This window comes from Synechococcus sp. 60AY4M2, assembly GCF_002760375.1.
Lineage (GTDB): Bacteria > Cyanobacteriota > Cyanobacteriia > Thermostichales > Thermostichaceae > Thermostichus.
The window spans coordinates 1,358,657-1,371,913 of record NZ_AUMZ01000001.1; the positions used below are offsets into that span (position 1 = coordinate 1,358,657).

At 59.7% G+C, this 13,257-nt stretch carries 15 protein-coding genes; 7 read left to right on the forward strand and 8 right to left on the reverse strand.

The genetic code is table 11. From position 1 onward, the window contains the following. The first annotated feature begins 15 nt into the window (after positions 1-15). The gene (locus tag SYN60AY4M2_RS05945; protein ID WP_240527749.1) at positions 16-1,032 is read left to right on the forward strand and encodes a hypothetical protein; all 1,017 of its coding nucleotides are present in this window, start codon (positions 16-18) and stop codon (positions 1,030-1,032) included. A gap of 190 nt (positions 1,033-1,222) precedes the next feature. Here SYN60AY4M2_RS05945 and SYN60AY4M2_RS05950 read toward each other — a convergent pair whose 3' ends face one another. Continuing rightward, positions 1,223-1,456 (reverse strand): hypothetical protein, encoded by a 234-nt coding sequence (locus tag SYN60AY4M2_RS05950; RefSeq protein WP_099812500.1) that lies wholly within the window; start codon positions 1,454-1,456, stop codon positions 1,223-1,225. A 403-nt stretch (positions 1,457-1,859) separates the two neighbouring features. Here SYN60AY4M2_RS05950 and SYN60AY4M2_RS05955 point away from each other — a divergent pair, with 403 nt between their 5' ends. Continuing rightward, positions 1,860-2,099, forward strand: a complete 240-nt coding sequence (locus SYN60AY4M2_RS05955) for a hypothetical protein (RefSeq protein ID WP_011429291.1) — start codon at positions 1,860-1,862, stop codon at positions 2,097-2,099. Here SYN60AY4M2_RS05955 and SYN60AY4M2_RS05960 read toward each other — a convergent pair. Beyond that, positions 2,096-2,923, reverse strand: coding sequence for a DUF1350 family protein (locus SYN60AY4M2_RS05960; protein WP_011429290.1), 828 nt, complete (start codon positions 2,921-2,923; stop codon positions 2,096-2,098). The genes SYN60AY4M2_RS05955 and SYN60AY4M2_RS05960 overlap by 4 nt on opposite strands. 437 nt (positions 2,924-3,360) lie before the next feature. On the opposite strand from SYN60AY4M2_RS05960, the gene SYN60AY4M2_RS05965 reads away from it, so the two are divergent. Further along, on the forward strand, positions 3,361-3,603 hold the full coding sequence (locus SYN60AY4M2_RS05965) for a hypothetical protein (protein ID WP_041438072.1): 243 nt from the start codon (positions 3,361-3,363) through the stop codon (positions 3,601-3,603). Positions 3,604-3,654: 51 nt separating this feature from the next. Here SYN60AY4M2_RS05965 and SYN60AY4M2_RS05970 read toward each other — a convergent pair whose 3' ends face one another. The 4 genes from SYN60AY4M2_RS05970 to crtE all read right to left on the reverse strand — a co-directional run bounded on the left by SYN60AY4M2_RS05970 (position 3,655) and on the right by crtE (position 6,618). Next, complete coding sequence (locus tag SYN60AY4M2_RS05970; RefSeq protein ID WP_099812501.1) at positions 3,655-4,491, reverse strand: transglutaminase-like domain-containing protein; 837 nt, start codon at positions 4,489-4,491, stop codon at positions 3,655-3,657. 31 nt (positions 4,492-4,522) lie between these two features. Beyond that, on the reverse strand, positions 4,523-5,140 hold the full coding sequence (locus SYN60AY4M2_RS05975) for a hypothetical protein (protein WP_011429287.1): 618 nt from the start codon (positions 5,138-5,140) through the stop codon (positions 4,523-4,525). 42 nt (positions 5,141-5,182) lie between these two features. Continuing rightward, positions 5,183-5,644: a divergent PAP2 family protein gene (locus tag SYN60AY4M2_RS05980; RefSeq protein ID WP_041438070.1), complete on the reverse strand. Its 462-nt coding sequence runs from the start codon at positions 5,642-5,644 to the stop codon at positions 5,183-5,185. Positions 5,645-5,724: 80 nt separating this feature from the next. Then, positions 5,725-6,618 (reverse strand): geranylgeranyl diphosphate synthase CrtE, encoded by an 894-nt coding sequence (crtE, locus tag SYN60AY4M2_RS05985; protein ID WP_011429285.1) that lies wholly within the window; start codon positions 6,616-6,618, stop codon positions 5,725-5,727. A gap of 224 nt (positions 6,619-6,842) precedes the next feature. Between crtE and hemE the strand changes: the two genes are divergently transcribed. Both hemE and SYN60AY4M2_RS05995 read left to right on the forward strand, forming a co-directional pair. Beyond that, positions 6,843-7,931 (forward strand): uroporphyrinogen decarboxylase, encoded by a 1,089-nt coding sequence (hemE, locus tag SYN60AY4M2_RS05990; RefSeq protein WP_099812502.1) that lies wholly within the window; start codon positions 6,843-6,845, stop codon positions 7,929-7,931. A 61-nt stretch (positions 7,932-7,992) separates the two neighbouring features. Continuing rightward, positions 7,993-8,976 (forward strand): glycosyltransferase family 2 protein, encoded by a 984-nt coding sequence (locus SYN60AY4M2_RS05995; protein WP_206336912.1) that lies wholly within the window; start codon positions 7,993-7,995, stop codon positions 8,974-8,976. On the opposite strand, the gene SYN60AY4M2_RS06000 is transcribed toward SYN60AY4M2_RS05995, so the two are convergent. Further along, complete coding sequence (locus SYN60AY4M2_RS06000) at positions 8,931-9,788, reverse strand: inositol monophosphatase family protein (protein ID WP_099812504.1); 858 nt, start codon at positions 9,786-9,788, stop codon at positions 8,931-8,933. The two genes, SYN60AY4M2_RS05995 and SYN60AY4M2_RS06000, sit on opposite strands and share 46 nt — an antisense overlap. A gap of 130 nt (positions 9,789-9,918) precedes the next feature. Here SYN60AY4M2_RS06000 and SYN60AY4M2_RS06005 point away from each other — a divergent pair, with 130 nt between their 5' ends. Both SYN60AY4M2_RS06005 and SYN60AY4M2_RS06010 read left to right on the forward strand, forming a co-directional pair. Continuing rightward, a complete protein-coding gene (locus tag SYN60AY4M2_RS06005; protein WP_099812505.1) occupies positions 9,919-11,871 on the forward strand; it encodes a serine/threonine-protein kinase in 1,953 nt (650 codons plus the stop codon). A gap of 317 nt (positions 11,872-12,188) precedes the next feature. Further along, complete coding sequence (locus SYN60AY4M2_RS06010) at positions 12,189-12,827, forward strand: YIP1 family protein (protein ID WP_240527284.1); 639 nt, start codon at positions 12,189-12,191, stop codon at positions 12,825-12,827. A gap of 38 nt (positions 12,828-12,865) precedes the next feature. Here the strand turns inward: SYN60AY4M2_RS06010 and SYN60AY4M2_RS06015 are convergent, their stop codons facing one another. Beyond that, positions 12,866-13,093, reverse strand: coding sequence for a ferredoxin family protein (locus SYN60AY4M2_RS06015; RefSeq protein ID WP_011429279.1), 228 nt, complete (start codon positions 13,091-13,093; stop codon positions 12,866-12,868). Positions 13,094-13,257: the final 164 nt, after the last annotated feature.

A 13,257-nucleotide genomic window follows, 5' to 3' on the forward strand; every position in this document is an offset into this window, starting at 1 on the left:
GTAGGGAGGATCATCATGTTGAACCTTTTTGCCGGCCTGCTCTTTGCCTTGGCTCACCTCAGCCCTTCAGGAAATGTCCTCATTGAAGGAGATGTGGGGGAGTGGGCTTTTGCCGATCGCCAAGTTACTGAGACAGCTACATTGACTGTTCTCATACGGCCCGAGGCGAGCTTGGCCTCTTGGAGAGAAATGCTCTCGGTCATGAACGTTCAGGTACCAAAATTGCCCCGCTTCCTGGCAAACAATATGCGGAATAATCTCCTAGAGTACTGCCCCCAAACAATGTGGGAGTTTCACCGGGAAAGCGAAGAGGATGTCCTCTACGAGTTCCGTAGCGCCGGCTGTCGTGGGCAGGTTGCCGGGATCCAAGAGCATGAAATTGGCCGCATCACCCAAGGCCCAGACGGCCCTGTGCGCATTGCCTACGCCGCCAAGCCAGAGATGACACCCGAAATGCGGAGCCGCTGGCTGAACTTGCTGGGCAGCGAGGTGGGGACGGCTCGGGGCTTTCCCATCCAAAACCTTACCGGGGCCGCCCGAAAGCCTTCTTCCCCAGCTCCAGAGCAGCCGATCGCCCACTGGCTACAGGAAGCAACCGAGGCCCTGAAGCGGCAGGAAGATTTGCTGGCCGAGCTGGATCGCCTCGCTCAGGAAGCGCAAGCCAATGCCCGCGCCTATAGCCAGAAAGCCCCAAACGAGGCGGGGACAAGGGTGATCAGCCTGCACCGAGGTCGGGGAGACGGCAGCCCTGGCGAGGCCACAACCGAGTTTAAGACCACCGACACCTTGATCTGGGCCATCTTGCCGGTGGGCAGCCTCCCTGCCAACGCCCAGGTGGAGATGCTCTGGTACTACGAGGGCGGAGAAGCCGGGAGCGAGCAACTGATCCGCAAGTTTGATTTTCCCTGGGATCCCCTAGCCGACACGGTGCGAGGCTTTCTCAGCTTCAGCCAACCCTACACCGGGCGCTACCGCGTCGAGGTTCATGTCAACGGCGAGAAGATAGGAGTTGGCCGCTTTACAATTCGGTAGCCTTAGCTTGGCTCCCGCTTCCAACTCTTTTCTCTCGGAGGGAGACCGGCCTCTCTCTTAGAAGACTTACAGACAACAATTTTTAACTATAAATCCAGACTTTCCGGCAGGGCAATGTCCATCGCCATCTGCCTGTTTTTCGCGCTGTGAAGACCGTTGTGCTGAGAGCGAAAAGATAGCTCGACATTCTCTAGCGAGTTCTGATCACAGCTCTAGCTTTGAGGTTGTAGATAAAGCTGGTGCGGTACTGCAACAGCAAATTGCGCAGGTAAAGGGGCAAGTTGCGCTGGTAGAGTAGGCGAGTTCTGCGGTAGATCAGTTTGCGGCGACGGTTGATCGCCCGGCTGCGCTGCTGCAAAGGAGCCTGCAGAGAACGCCGAAGTGCCAGGGATCCAGCCGCGCCGGCCAGCCTCCGCCGTACCATACCCCACCTCTCAAGCAGCAGTTAGCTCAAGTGTAAGGGATCCCCCTGCGAGCAGCCGCTGGCGGGTCGATGTATTTTGGTATCCTGCAGACAATTGGCCTGAGGAGCTAGGAGCTGCCCGGAAGCTTTCTCCTTTGCCAGATCTTGCAACAGTTGCCGGCGCTTCCCCCGAAGGGCGACAGGTGTAGGCCGCTTGAACGCCCAGCAATCTTTGCCAGCGGGATCCCTTTGGGGCCTGTAGCTTAGACAAGGCCGGCAAGGCCCCAGGGGGCCGCGCCCGCCGCTACCCCGCCGACAAGTTGCTGGCTGCAGAAGACAGAGAACTCTTTACGCTTTAACCAGGTTTTGTCAATAGCAGTTGAGCGACAGGTTCGTTACAATAGATTACAGCTTAGATTACGATATGTTGATTATCCTTGCCATTGTGATCCTACTGGGGTTCTGGGCGCTGCGCTTAATGGAACAGGCGTTTCAGCGGCAGGAGTTCTCGCGCATGTTGGCGGGAACGCTGGTGGCCGTAGCTGCCGGTGGTGTTTTAACCTGTTACTTCCTGATGAGCGATATTCTACAGATGCTGTTTCCTCTGCAGGCTCAGTCTCCCCACTCACAGGAGCTCCTCTCCGACCTAAGCTGGCTCGACTAAGCCAGTTGTGCTGCCAGCCAGGCTTGAATACTCCGGATCATTCGTTGGTTAGGAGCCAGTAAGTTTTGATAAAAAAACTGCGCGAAAGCATCGATGGGACTGAACTCCCCCCCGACCCGGAAAGGATAGCTGAAACCCAGCGGGGTTAAGTGATCCCCCTCCAGGCGTTGCCATTCAGTGTAGCCTCCGTACTTGCGGCGAAGCTGTTGATAGAGCAGCGGAATATCGTCAATATCATCCTGCTGAAACTCTACAAGCAGGTTGTTTCTAACCGGATACTGCTCCTCGATAAGGCGATTGGTTTCTGCCGGAGAAGGCTCAAACTCCAACCACAGATTCACTGGCGGTGACGAGGATCCCATCCACATCCGCCACAGAGTGCTCAGTTGCTGTTGCGGCCACGCCTGGGCCAAGGCCTGCAGCACCGGCAGCGCCCGTTCCAGTCCCGCATTGCTGTAGGCCAAGAAAATATTGCCGCGCCGCTGGGATCCCAAAGAAGGAAGGGCTAGGCAGGAGAGGATCTGCAGCTTACCGCCAAGGCTGTGGCCCAAGCCAAAGAGGGGCAACCCCATCAAACCTTTGCTCTGCAGGCTTCTATGCAAAGATTGCGCTGCTTTAAAAGCCAGTTGCGCGTGATCGATATCGGTGGTGTAGGGGGTAGCCACAACGGCCATGCCCATACGGGCCAATTCTTCCAGCAGGCGGCTGTAGAAAAATTGTGGGGCGGATCCCACAAAAGCTCCGCCCAGAAAGTGGATCACGGCACGGGGTTGGGGAGGCAGAAGAAACCAAGTCTGTCCATCCGTTTGCCAAGTCAATGTCATGGTGCTACAACCTCACCTGCGATTTGACTGGGATTTCCCACAAAACCCGCTAGCCGACAGGATCCCACTTCATCCTAATGGAGTACCAACAGACTAGTGGATCGCCCCCCGGGATCCTAGACCAAGCAACTCACTCGTGGCGCGACTGGCCCCAAAGTCGCCAAAACTGCAGCAGCTATCGGGTGAACCCATCACTCGCACCCCCTTCGCAAAAGATTGGGAAAGGCGAACCGGACAAGCCTCCCTGGGGAGCTCCCAAGCCTCGGCGAGGCCCCGTGAAAGTACCCTTGGCAGTTTCCCTTAGCATGGGCGGCCCTAGATCTTGGCCAAAATACGTGATCCTCAGGATGGCTACGTCAAGTATTTCTTGCATTCTAGGTTTATGAGCTCAGATAACAAATTCTCCGCTGAGATTGCCATCAGATTGTGAGGTTGTAATGAGCATTCGCGAGATTATCGACGAGGTCTTACGATCCTCGACCCTGACGCTGCAGCAGGAGTTTTCTATTAACAAAATCCTTCGGGAAAAAGACTACAACCTATCTGACCTGGAAGCTTTAGACGAGCTGGTAGAGGCAATTCTTCGCCAGGAGGTGAAAGCTGCTCCAGACTCTTGCAAAAGCCCCAGCGACACCCAAAGATGGCAAGGCGAGATCTCAGGTGAGATCCGTATTGCTTAGGTGGCCAGCTCTCGATTGGAGGATTTTTTCGAGCAATTGCTGCACCTGACTTTAGTCAGAGTAAGCTTCTAGCCTTTGTAGGATCTCTTGGATTAAATGCTCGTCGGGGCCGCTGAGCTCTGGGTGGAGGGTCGCCTGGTTGAGGTAGTGCCTCAGATCCTGACAGGCCTGCTGCCAACGCCCCAACTGGTAACAGAGCAAGCCCCGATCCCTCAGGTGGGGCAAGGACTCTGGGATCAATAACAAGATGCGCTCCACCGCTGCCAAGGCAAGCTCTAGCTGGGCGCGGCTCAAGTAAATCTGCTTAAGATTGTTGAGCAGCCGCACCAAGATTAGGCGAGGAGGGGTGGGGCGGAGGTGATGATCTTGTAAAGGGATCCTGGGCCCGTAGATCTGTGCCAAACGCTCTTGGCAGTCCTCGGGAAACAAAATTTCTCCCTGATGAAAGGGATCCACAAAAATCTCCGCGTCTGCAAACAGGGGCCGCACCAGAAAGTGGCCGGGCATGCCTACCCCTGCCATGGGAAAATCGATCCGCCGCGCCAGCTCTAGATAGATCAGAGAAAGAGTGATCGGGATCCCGGTGCGCCGATCGATCACCTCGTTTAAAAAGCTGTTGCGCGGGTCATAATAGTCTTCGCTGTTGCCACAAAAGCCCAGATCTTCAAAGAGATAGCGATTTAAAATCCGGATGACGCGCAGGGGGTAGCGCTCGGGAGGAAGACGCTCTTGCACTTCTGCGGCCATCTCATCCAAAGCGGCCAAATACTCTTCTACATCCAAGTCGGGATAGGCTTCTTGGGCGATCCAGAGGGCCGCTCGGCCCAGATCGATGGGATCCGCTTGAATTTCTTGGAGGAAGCGTTGGCGGGCAGCAGGAATGCTCATGGGAGGCTGGAGTGTTTGTCAACCATCTCGGCTAGAACAGCAGCGTGCAGAAGCTGGTCAACAGCAGCGTCAATGCCGTCAGAAGCAGGCTAAAGCTCCACAGCCCCACGGCGGCAAACAGGAGGAGCCCGATGACCCAGATGAGCAGAGCATTCCAGTAGGGCCGGTTGGGGGCCTTGGAAACGTTGATTTTTTGGAAGAAGGGCAGCAGGATAAACGCCACATCCAGCAGCAGCCGCGGCAGCCGCAAATCCTGGGGCAACGGCCGATCCCGCACTGCCAAGTAGAGCAGCCCCCAGCTCAACAGGAGCGGGAGCAGCAACAGGTAATTGGATTCGGCCAGCAGCGGTCGATCCACGACTAGCGGAAACAGAGGGCTGATCCCCCAGCCCAGATAGAGGTAAAAGTCGAACTTCAACAGCGGCTGCAACAGAGGGGGCAGGCCGAGGCGCTGAATGTGTTGTTGAATCCTACTCCCCTGAGCTCCGGATCTCTGGCCCCCAGATCCGCCTGTTTGAGGGGTTTGCCCTGCCGGGGTTGCCCGCCAACCGCAGTGGTCGCAGTAGGGGGACTTGTAGCGATAGGCCGGGATCGGCTTGCCACAGGCCGGGCAGCGCTGGATCGGACGAGGTTGAGAACTGGAGGCCATGACCACCCGTGATGCTCCTGCTCTAGCATGCCCCAATTGCGTTCAGTTGATTCCCAGGACAAAAGATAACGTGATACAGGCTGCCCCCAAGGCTGCTCCGGCGATCACCTGGACGGGCGTATGGCCCAGCAACTCCCTCAAGTAGGGCTCCTGGAAGCGATCTGCACCCTTCTCCTCAAACCATTCTTCCATGAGGCGGTTCAGCACCCGCGCCTGCTTGCCGGCAGCCTGACGGATCCCGGCGGCATCGTACATCACCACCAGCGCAAAGACCATCGTTGCCGCAAACAGCAGGCTGTCCCAGCCTTCCTCCAGCCCCACCCCCACCGACAAAGCCGTTACCAGCGCTGCGTGAGAGCTGGGCATCCCCCCTGTCTCCACCAAAACCCGCAGGTTGAGCTTGCCCGAACGCACATAGGCCAGGATCAGCTTGATGGCCTGGGCCAAGACACTGGCCAGCAGAGCAACCCAGAGAACGTGGTTGGCCATCAACTGCTGCAGCATAGGGCTCTCCGGCACCAGAACGCGACCAGGGTCTCCGACAGGGTGGACAGGGATCCCATCTACCTTCTTGTCCTCTTGTCTCAATGCTGGCGGCGGGTGATGAAATCGGCCAGAGCCAACAGGGGCTCGGCCTGGGATCCGTAGGGGCGCAACGCCTCCTTGGCCGATTGGATCAGTTCCTCAGCTTTCTGCCGGGAAGCCTCTAGGCCCAACAAGCTGGGGTAGGTGGCTTTGGCGGCAGCTTGATCCTTGCCTGCCGTTTTGCCCAGTTGCTCGCTGGTGGCAGTAACATCCAAAATGTCGTCCACGATCTGAAAAGCCAGGCCGATGTCCCGAGCGTAGTGGCTCAGCCGCGCCAGCAGCTCCTCATCGGCCCCTGCCAGGATCCCTCCCGAAACCACCGAGGCCTCCAGCAGAGCACCCGTCTTGTGGCTGTGGATGTACTCCAAAGTTTCTAGGGAAATGGCTTTGCCTTCGGACTCCAGATCCACCACCTGGCCCCCTACCAAGCCGGTTGCCGCCACAGCATGGCCAATGCGGGCAATGACTTGCAGCACCAACTGCGGCGGCACCCCCCGCGTTTGGCTGGCGATATGCTCAAAGGCATAGGCCAGCAGGGCATCTCCTGCCAAAATGGCGATATCCTCGCCGAATACCTTGTGATTGGTGGGCTTGCCGCGGCGAAAATCGTCGTTGTCCATCGCCGGCAGATCGTCGTGGATCAGCGACATGGTGTGGATCATCTCCAGGGCGCAGGCGGTGGGCATGGCCTGCTCCACAGAGCCGCCGGCCAACTCACAGGCCGCCAGACAGAGGATCGGCCTCAGGCGTTTCCCCCCCGCCAGCAGGCTGTAGCGCATCGCCTCGTAAATGCGCTCCGGATAGGCGGGAACCAATGCCGCAGAAAGCGCCTCTTCCACCTGTTGCTGGCGTTGGCTCAAGTAGGTGTCCAGGTTGAAGGTTTGGGCAACCAAGGGAGGGCTCCTCTCAACTCAGCAACGGCGGGAAGGGGTTCTACAACAGGCCTGCAAGCTGACATTATCTCATGTCCACTCTAGGTCGGGATCCGCCTTCCTCAGCCGGTGAAAGCAAGTTGCAACCCCTAAGGAAAGGGTCAAGAGGAAGGGCCGCGAGCTTGCGCTAGCCGTCCCCCCAATGTCAGGATGCATTGAGGATCTTGAACCGGCTTGGTCTTCCCATGTCCCACTCACCTGCTCAGCTCAGCGCTTCTCCTTCCTCCGTCGGCGATGGCGACCGTCTGCTGCGGGCGGCCCGCGGGGAAGTGGTAGATCGTCCCCCCGTTTGGATGATGCGCCAGGCGGGTCGCTACATGGCGGCCTACCGCGAGCTGCAGAGCAAATACACCTTCAAGCAGCGCTGCGAGATCCCGGAGCTGGCGATTGAGATCTCGCTGCAGCCGTTTCGCGCCTTTGCCCCCGACGGCGTCATTATGTTCAGCGACATCCTCACCCCCCTCGAGGGCATGGGGATCCCCTTTGAGTTGGTGGAGCAGCAGGGGCCGATCATCGACCCGCCGATCCGCTCCCAGGCCCAAGTTGAGCAAATCCGACTGCTAGAGCCGGAAGAAAGCCTGCCCTTTATCAAGACCATCCTCAGCACTCTGCGCCGCGAGGTGGAAGGGAAGGCGACGCTGCTGGGCTTTGTCGGCTCCCCTTGGACCTTGGCCTGCTACGCCGTGGAGGGCCGCAGCTCCAAAGATTATGCCCATATCAAGAGCCTGGCCTTCACTCAGCCGCAGGTGTTGCATCAGTTGCTGAGTAAGCTGGCGGATAGCATTGCCCGCTACGTGATCTACCAGATCGAGTGCGGCGCCCAGGTGGTGCAGCTCTTCGACACCTGGGCCGGCCAGCTCAGCCCCGGCGACTACGAAACCTGGGCCTTGCCCTACCAAAAGCAAATTGTGGATCAGGTGAAAGCTCGGTGCCCGCAGGTGCCGCTCATTCTCTACATCAACGGCAGCGCTGCTTTGTTGGAGCGGGTGGGCAAAGCTGGCATCGATGTGTTCAGCCTCGATTGGATGAGCGATATGGCCGAGGCCAGGGCCCGCCTGGGATCCCTGGCGGTGCAGGGCAATCTCGACCCGATGGTGTTGCTGGGATCCCCGGAATTCATCCGGCAGCGCACCCTGGAGGTGATTCAAAAGGCGGGATCTCGCGGCCACATCATGAACCTGGGCCACGGCGTGCACCACACCACTCCGGAGGCCAATGTCCATCACTTTTTCGAGACGGTGCGCCAGGCGGCAGAGCTGCTCAAAGCTCTCTAGCCGTATGGAAAAACCCCTTGACTTTAGGGGTAGGGTTTGCCTTACGAGCCAGGGATCCCCGGTGTACATCAGCGTCATCATCCCCACCTACAACCGCCGTCCCATCTTGCAGAAATGTCTGCAGGCCTTGGCGCAGCAGCAGCCTGGCCCCTACGACGGCTACGAGGTGGTGGTGGTGGACGACGGCTCCACCGATGGCACGCTGGAATGGCTGCAGAGCCAGCCGCCAGATTTGCCGCCGATCAGGCTTTTGTGCCAAGAACACCGCGGCCCTGCTGCCGCCCGCAACCTGGGGTTTCGCCACGCCCAGGGATCCATCATTGTCTTTATCGACAGCGACCTGGTGGTGGTGGAGCACTTTTTGGCCGCTCATGCCCAGATGCTGCGGCGACACGGGGTTACCGGCAATCCCGACTCGCCCCACGAGGCCAAGGTCTTCACCTACGGGCGGGTAATCAACACCTGCAATTTTCGGGATCCCTGCTCCGAGCCCTTCAAGCCCACCGATTTTTCGGCAGCCTTCTTTGCCACCGGCAACGTGGCCATTGCCCGCCATTGGCTGGAGCGGGCTTGTGAAACCCCTGCCGGCCCCTTTGACGAGCGGTTTCACCTCTACGGCTGGGAAGACCTGGAGCTGGGGGTGCGGCTAAAGCGCCTGGGCCTGCGCCTGGTCAAGTGCCCCCAAGCCACCGGCTACCATTGGCATCCGCCCTTCGAGCTGGCGCAAATCCCAGCCCTCATCGAGCGGGAGCGGCAGCGGGGCCGCATGGGCATCCTCTTTTACCAAAAGCACCCCACCTGGGCCGTGCGCCTGATGATCCAACTGACGCCTCTGCATCAATGCCTGTGGGGCCTTCTGTCGCTGGGGGGGTGGCTGAACGAGAAGCGCTTAGAGCCGCTGCTGCGCTGGTTGATCCGGCAGGGCCGCTCGCAGTTGGCCTTGGAGCTGTGTCGGGTTTTCTTCCTCAACTGGTACAACGTCCAGGCGGTTTACGAGAGCTACAGAGCGATAAAAGCCCGAAACACGGGGATCCACCTGTTCTGAGCGCTCACCAGCGTCGGATAGGTCAGCCGACCATAGTCCTTGCCGGGGAGCAAGGGCGTTCCGGGATCCGGGTCGGCAGGGCCAAGGGGTTCCCAAACGGCGCCGGCCCCCTTGACAATGGCCCACACCGCCGCCACATCCCAGATCTTGGGCGAGCGTTCTACCGCCCCCAAAAGGCTGCCGCCGGCCACCGCCAGCAGGTTGTAGGCAGCGCCGCCCAGCATGCGGGCTTTGCAGGGAAATTGCGGGCTAATCCAGTGGCTGCTGCGGGAGCAAAAATTAAACAGTTGGTTGGGTCCGGGTGGGGCGGTGCTGGGGCGAATGGGCTGAGGACGGACGGGATCCCGGTCGTGGCGGATGAGAAAAGCTCCTGCCGGCGCGTCGTCGGGAAACTGAGGCCAGTAGCCGTAGAAAGTCTGGCGGATGGGGGGCAGATGCACACAGCCAAACACAGGCACACCCCAGTGCAACAGCGCCAGCGAGCTGCCCCAGATGGGGATCCCGTGGGCAAAATTGGTGGTGCCATCCAGGGGATCCACCACCCAGCACCACTCTTTCTCCAGGAAAATGTGGTTGGACTCCTCGCTCAGGCAGCCGTGATCCGGGTAGGCCGCGGCAATTGCCTCCTGAAAGGCGCGATCCGCCCATTGGTCAGAAGCGGTCACCAAGCTGCCGTCCGCTTTTTCCGTAGAGGAGGCCTGGCCAAAGTCTGCCAAGAGCTGCGCTCCGACCTTTGCCGTGGCCTGCAGGGCAAACTCGGTAACCTCCAGCCAGAAGGGCGGGAGAGAAGCGGTTTCAGGAGAAGCACCCATGCCCCAATCCTAGCGGGATCCCTGACTTCTGGGGCGAAAAAGGGCGGATCCCTCACCCACAGGTCTTGCGCCCTCAAGCTGACTAGAATCATTTTAGGTAGACCCTCCCCTCGGCTGGCCCTCCTCCTCCATGAACCAGCGCCTAATTGGACAACTGATCGGCAACCGCTACCGACTGACCCACCACATCAGCGAGGGTGGCTACGGCAATGTGTTCGAGGCGGTGGATACCCAGTTGAATGACGAGCCGGTGGCCGTTAAGTTGTTGCGCCCGCCGCCGCCAGACATGGAGCCGGAGTATTACCAGCAACTGCAGCAGCGCTTCCTGGACGAGGCCAGGGTCAGCGCCCTGTTGGGCGAGCACCCCAACATTGTGCAGGTGCGCTCCTACGGTCTGTACCAAAACCAGCCCTACCTGGTGATGGAGTACCTGAAGGCCAAGCCTTACACGGGCCAGGGCTTGGACTATGTGTTGGCACGGGAAGGTCCCCTGCACCCAGAGCGGGTGGTGAACTTGGCTTTGCAAATTTGCTCGGCCCTGCACCACGCCCACAACTTTCACATGGATCTGGGCAAACACTCGATTCGAGGGGTCATCCACCGCGATATCAAGCCCAGCAACATCTTTGTGCAAAAAGGGCCCGATGGCAAAGAACGGGTCAAGCTCCTGGACTTTGGCATTTCCAAACTCATGGGGGAAACCTCTCGTGGCCTGACGCAAACCGGGTATTTTTTGGGCACGATGGTCTATGCCTCGCCGGAGCAGATGCGGGGAGAGAAGCTGGATGGCCGCTCCGACATCTATTCCCTGGGGGTGGTTTTGTACGAGCTGTTAACCGGTGCGTTGCCCTTCGAGCCAGAGACCGACACCCTGCAGGGCTGGTACCACGTCCACAACTTTCAAAAGCCTCGCCCTTTTCAAGACCATCCGCTGCCCCACCCCATCCCTGAGGCCCTAGAAAAGGTGGTGCTGCGTTGCTTGGAGAAAGACCCTGCCCTTCGCCCGGCCACCATGGAGGAGCTGGCCCAGCAGCTCCGAGCCGTCTATGGGGACAAGATCCCGCCTCCCCCTCAAAAGGCTCCTCTGCAGCGGATCCCTGCCGGCTTTGGCCAGCAAGCCACCCAGCAGAGCCGAGCCGCCCCTGTTTCGGAAGCTGAGGAAGAAGAGCTGCAGCGGGCGGTGCGTTTGATCGAGGCAGGCGAATACAAAATGGCTGTCCACCTGCTTAACAAGCTGATCCAGAGTGCCCCCAACGAAGCCCGCTACTACCTATACCGCGGCCTGGCCCACCAGCGGCAGGGCCATTGGGGCCTTGCCCAGATGGACTATCAAGGAGTGCTGCGGCTGGAGCCGGGTAACCCCTCGGCAGAACAGGGGCTGCGCGAGGTCGAACAGCAGGTCGGCCAGGAACAGGTTAGCCCCCACCAGAAGCCCACCCTCCCCACCTCAGGCAAGCCCCGCCAGAGCAAAGGATTGGCCCTGGGCTGGCTCCTGGCCAATTGGGCGGCGGCTGGGATCGGCTATCTGGGGCTGGGGGCGGCAGCTCCCCTGCTGGCTGCTTTGGGTTCGCTCCAAGGAGCGGTGGCCGGGGCCGGCCTGGGCTTGGGGATGGGGCTACTCCAGTGGGCGGTATTGCGGCGGCAGGTCTCTTGGCGGTGGGTGGCGGCCACGCTGCTGGCCACGGCTTTGGGTTGGGTAGCAGCAGATACCCTGGAGGCGGGGATGGCAACCTTCGCTTTCGATCCCAGGGATCCCTGGCTGCAGAACGCCTTGCAGGCGATGGCCAGCCCGCTGCGTGGCTTGCTGGTGGGGCTTGGCGTCGGTGGATTGCAAGGGATCCTCCTGTCCCGGCATGGGAAAGTTGCCTGGGCCTGGGTCTTGGCGGCAGGGGTAGAAGGAGGAGGGGCAGCTCTGCTCATCCATTGGCTGCTGGCCGGCTCTGCCTTGAGCCGTTGGCTGCTGCTCCTTGCCGGGCTGCTGGCTCACACCCGTCCCCTCAGCGCCCTGGTGCTTGCTAACTTAAATTGGCGCCGCATCCCTGCCGTTCAAAATTGCCAACAGGCCAAACAACAGGCCGCCTAACCCCCATCCCACAACCACCTCAGCTCCCCTCAAAACTTGCCTGACGAGGGATCCCGTGCAGCCATTAAGAGCAAGAAGGCCCTCCAGCGAGAGCCTTCTTGAGGATCCTATTGCGCCGTTTTACCGTGGTTTTCGACCTGGAAAAGCCAGTGTAGGACATCGGGGATGACTATCGATAGTTTCCAAATCGAGTTTGGCTTACTGCTCTCACATCCACACCCGTCCTAATTGTCGAAGGGTATCGATCGCAAAAACGTAACGGCAGTCACCAACGCCTCAGAATCCTTAGCCCATCATACCGCATCTGCGGGCCGTGCTTGTCAAGTGCTCATCAGGGCTTTGCCAAGGACGGGATCGGCATTTGCTTGGCTTTGGAGGAGCCCTCTTGTCGTTGGGCTAGGATAGGAGGGCAGACCGACTTTTTGCCGGCCATGCTCGACTCTTTGTTGGATAACATTTACGGCGCTTGGTTTCTGCCGGAGCCCACCTTTCGCTCGCTGCGGCAACAGCCTGTTCTCTGGCAAGCTTTTGGGGTGGTGGCGCTGCTGAACATTCTCGAGGCTGTGCGTCGTTTCGGGGTAAACCTGCCGAGCATGGTGCTGGCGCTGCTGGCAGGCTTCCTGGGATGGGTAAGCCTGGCGGCCCTGCTGCAGGCGCTGGCCTTTTGTTTTGGGCGGGCTGCCCCTTCTTTTGCGTCGCTCCTCTGCCTGACGGGCTTTGCTGGCCTGCCCTGGCTGCTGCTGGGACCTGCCCAATCCTTGGGCGGAGTGGCCGGATCCCTGTTGGGGTTCGTGGCGCTGTTGTGGTTTGTGGTTTGGCAGGTGCGGGCGGCAGCGGTGGCGCTGGATCTGGAGTGGTGGCGCCTGGCGGGTCTGATCCCGTTGGCCTTCCTGGGCGGGCTCCTGTCCTTGAACTGGTTGACCAGCGCCGTTGTGGCTTTGGCTTCTCTGGGCTGAAAGGCAATTGCAAAATTGGGAAGAAGCAGCCCGCCGGGCTAGTTGGGCACTCGCTGCAGGTGCGGTTTTTCCTCCGGCAGGATCGCCCCTTCCACAGGGCAAACCTGAAGACAGATGCCACAGTCAATACAGGTGGCAAAGTCGATCCAGAAGTAGTCGGTGCCTTTGGCATTTTTGCCGTCCCCAGGGTGAATGCAGGCGACGGGGCAGGCCTCCACACAGTCGGCAACGCCTTCACAAATATCGGTGACGATGGTATGAGGCATGGATCCCTCTCCCTCAATCGAGTCAACCTCAACACCTTCCCATCCGCTTGGCCCAGAGTCTGTTGGCCCGTTGGCAGTGGGTGGCAGAGGGCTTTGTCATTTTAGGCGAAAACGGATCCCTCTGAGAGCGACCCCAAGCCCTCACCCCCCGTTCCTCTCCTAGG

What these genes read in the sequence shown, in the direction of transcription:
- SYN60AY4M2_RS05945 (WP_240527749.1), top strand. Translation starts at nt 16, where the DNA reads ATGTTGAACCTTTTTGCCGGCCTGCTCTTTGCCTTGGCTCACCTCAGC.
- SYN60AY4M2_RS05950 (WP_099812500.1), bottom strand. Translation starts at nt 1,456, where the DNA reads ATGGTACGGCGGAGGCTGGCCGGCGCGGCTGGATCCCTGGCACTTCGG.
- SYN60AY4M2_RS05955 (WP_011429291.1), top strand. Translation starts at nt 1,860, where the DNA reads ATGTTGATTATCCTTGCCATTGTGATCCTACTGGGGTTCTGGGCGCTG.
- SYN60AY4M2_RS05960 (WP_011429290.1), bottom strand. Translation starts at nt 2,923, where the DNA reads ATGACATTGACTTGGCAAACGGATGGACAGACTTGGTTTCTTCTGCCT.
- SYN60AY4M2_RS05965 (WP_041438072.1), top strand. Translation starts at nt 3,361, where the DNA reads ATGAGCATTCGCGAGATTATCGACGAGGTCTTACGATCCTCGACCCTG.
- SYN60AY4M2_RS05970 (WP_099812501.1), bottom strand. Translation starts at nt 4,491, where the DNA reads ATGAGCATTCCTGCTGCCCGCCAACGCTTCCTCCAAGAAATTCAAGCG.
- SYN60AY4M2_RS05975 (WP_011429287.1), bottom strand. Translation starts at nt 5,140, where the DNA reads ATGGCCTCCAGTTCTCAACCTCGTCCGATCCAGCGCTGCCCGGCCTGT.
- SYN60AY4M2_RS05980 (WP_041438070.1), bottom strand. Translation starts at nt 5,644, where the DNA reads ATGCTGCAGCAGTTGATGGCCAACCACGTTCTCTGGGTTGCTCTGCTG.
- hemE (WP_099812502.1), top strand. Translation starts at nt 6,843, where the DNA reads ATGTCCCACTCACCTGCTCAGCTCAGCGCTTCTCCTTCCTCCGTCGGC.
- SYN60AY4M2_RS06000 (WP_099812504.1), bottom strand. Translation starts at nt 9,788, where the DNA reads ATGGGTGCTTCTCCTGAAACCGCTTCTCTCCCGCCCTTCTGGCTGGAG.
- SYN60AY4M2_RS06005 (WP_099812505.1), top strand. Translation starts at nt 9,919, where the DNA reads ATGAACCAGCGCCTAATTGGACAACTGATCGGCAACCGCTACCGACTG.
- SYN60AY4M2_RS06015 (WP_011429279.1), bottom strand. Translation starts at nt 13,093, where the DNA reads ATGCCTCATACCATCGTCACCGATATTTGTGAAGGCGTTGCCGACTGT.